Below are 1,619 nucleotides of genomic sequence, written 5' to 3' on the forward strand. Positions count from 1 at the left end.
CTCGCCCTCGGGCTGTGGCCCCGCCGCACGCTCGAGGTCAAGGACTCGTGGCTGGGCCGTCTCGCGCCCGGCGTGCACGGGGTGCTCACCGGCGACCCCGGGGCCGACTCCGCGGCCCTGGACGCGTGGGCGGCCGCCCGTACCGGCGGCGAGATCGACCGCATGCCGGTGCCGGTCCGTGAGGACACCGAGATGGTTCTCGCCACCGCGCTCACGGTGGCCACCGAGTGGCACCGGCCGTTCGAGCCGGCCGGTGACCTGTACCCGGAGTCCGGTCCGTGGCGGGACCAGGGGGTCCCCGCCCTGTACCGCTCGGGCGCGGTGCCCGACCGGCTCGACCTCGCGGACACCCCGCACGGCCCGGTGACCGGGCTGACCGTCATGGGCCGTCAGGGCGTCGACGTGCGCCTGCTGCTGGGCGAGGAGTCGGCGGAGCCCGGTCGGGTGCTCCGGTGCGGGCTGGACGTGCTGGAGCGCCGCCGCCCGGTCGTCCGGGGCGGCGCCCTGCCGTTCGGCGAGCCCGGCCCGGGCATCGAGGTGCGTCACGCCCTGCGCACCGTCGCGGCCCCGCCCACGCTCGAGGTCACCACCGTGCCGTTCACCGTGGCGGGCGACCACGACCTCACGCGGCACCCCGAACTCTTCGGCCTGACCGCCTTCCTGGACACCGGGCTGGGCCACCTGCCGGGCGTGAGCGATCAGCCGGTGGCGCTGGGCGCGGCCGCCCAGAAGGCCACCGCGGCCTTCGGCGAGCGCCGTTTCCGGGCCTCGGCGGTGACGGCCTTCGCCGTGGCCGCGGGCGCTGCCGCGCCGGGCACGCTCCACCGTGTCACCGAGGTGCGGGCCCGCTTCGACCGGCCCTTCGGTTTCCTCGCGGTCCACCGCCGAAGCGGGCTGGTCCTGGCGGCGGGCTGGGTGAACGAGCCGGGCGGGTAGCGCGACACGCCCCCGCGGACAGAGGACGGGAGCGACTCCCCGGGCGCTTCACGGCTCATCGGGCGCCCGGTCCGGGCCGGTGGCCGCGAGGCGTTCGATGTCCAGCAGGTCCCGGTAGGGCCCCGGCACGCGGGACAGATCCGCGTGGGTGCCGCGCTGGGCGATGCGGCCCTCGTCCATCACCAGGACGAGGTCGGCCGCGTCGAGCGCCGCGAGGCGGTGCGTGACCATCAGCAGCGTGCCGCCGCGCGGCGATGCGAGCAGGTCGCGGGTGAGGGCGTCGGCGGTCTCGCTGTCCAGGCCCTCGGTGGGCTCGTCGAGGACGAGGAGCTGTGGATCGGCGAGGAACGCGCGGGCCAGCAGCAGGCGCCGGCGCAGGCCGCCGGAGAGCGACGTCCCGCTGATCTCGGTGTCCCAGCCGTCCGGGAGGGCCGTGACGTGGTCGAGGACGCGTGCCCTGCGGGCGGCGGCGCGGAGTTCGTCGTCGGTGGCGTCCGGGCGGGCGAGCAGCAGATTGGCGCGGACGGAGGCGTGGAACACGTGCGCGTCCTGCTCCATGCCCCGCACCGTGAGCCGCACCTGCTCGGGTGGGAAGCAGGACACGTCGTGGCCGCCCAGGAGGACCGACCCCGACACCGGCACGTCTCCGGTCACGGCGGCCAGCAGCGTGCTCTTGCCCGCCC

The 1,619-nt window shown here is 76.6% G+C and carries 2 protein-coding genes; one reads left to right on the forward strand and one right to left on the reverse strand.

Going from position 1 to position 1,619, the window contains the following annotated elements:
• On the forward strand, window positions 1-936 hold a 936-nt coding region (locus tag ACOV8S_RS27180), incomplete at its 5' end, for a proteinase inhibitor I4 serpin (protein ID WP_448321033.1).
• Between the two features lie 48 nt (window positions 937-984).
• Here the strand turns inward: ACOV8S_RS27180 and ACOV8S_RS27185 are convergent.
• The coding region (locus ACOV8S_RS27185) for an ATP-binding cassette domain-containing protein (protein ID WP_448321035.1) at window positions 985-1,619 on the reverse strand (635 nt) is incomplete at its 5' end.

The organism is Streptomyces sp. CO7 (genome assembly GCF_053474865.1).